This is a genomic window from Azospirillum sp. B506 (genome assembly GCF_000333595.1).
Taxonomy (GTDB): domain Bacteria; phylum Pseudomonadota; class Alphaproteobacteria; order Azospirillales; family Azospirillaceae; genus Azospirillum.
Map to the genome: position 1 here is coordinate 1 of NZ_BADK01000830.1, position 929 is coordinate 929.

Annotated in this window: 1 protein-coding gene; it reads left to right on the forward strand. The window is 70.0% G+C overall.

The window, feature by feature from the left end:
* On the forward strand, positions 1 to 929 hold a 929-nt coding region (locus I71_RS25830), incomplete at both ends, for an MBG domain-containing protein (RefSeq protein WP_042700660.1).

Genomic DNA, 929 nt, shown 5'->3' on the forward strand with positions numbered 1-929 from the left:
CGGGGGTCGGCAGCTACAACATCGCGGCCGCGTCGCCCCAGGGCAGCGGCCTCTCGAACTACACGATCACTTATGCCGACGGCACGCTGACGGTCGATCCGGCGGCGCTGACCGTCACTGCCGACGCGGCGCGCAAGACCTATGGCGACAGCGCCTCGCTGACCGCTTTTACCGCCACTGGGCTGAAGAACAGCGACAGCGTGACCGGGGTCAGCCTGTCCAGCAGTGGCACGGCGGCCATCGCCGGGGTCGGCAGCTACAACATCGCCGCCGCGTCGGCCCAGGGCAGCGGCCTGTCGAACTACACCATCACCTATGCCGACGGCACGCTGACGGTCGATCCGGCGGCGCTGACCGTCACTGCCGACGCGGCGCGCAAGACCTATGGCGACAGCGCCTCGCTGACCGGCTTCACCGCCACCGGTCTGAAGAACAGCGACAGCGTGACCGGGGTCAGCCTGTCCAGCAGCGGCACGGCGGCCACCGCCGGGGTCGGCAGCTACAGCATCGCCGCTTCGTCGGCCCAGGGCAGCGGCCTGTCGAACTACACGATCACCTATGCCGACGGCACGCTGACGGTCGATCCTGCGGCGCTGACCGTCACTGCCGACGCGGCGCGCAAGACCTATGGCGACAGCGCCACGCTGACCGGCTTCACCGCCACTGGGCTGAAGAACAGCGACAGCGTGACCGGGGTCAGCCTGTCCAGCAGCGGCACGGCGGCCGCCGCCGGGGTCGGCAGCTACAACATCGCCGCCGCGTCGGCCCAGGGCAGCGGCCTGTCGAACTACACCATCACCTACGCCGACGGCACGCTGACGGTCGATCCGGCGGCGCTGACCGTCACTGCCGACGCGGCGCGCAAGACCTACGGCGATACGGCGACCCTGACCGGCTTCACCGCCACCGGTCTGAAGAACAGCGACAGC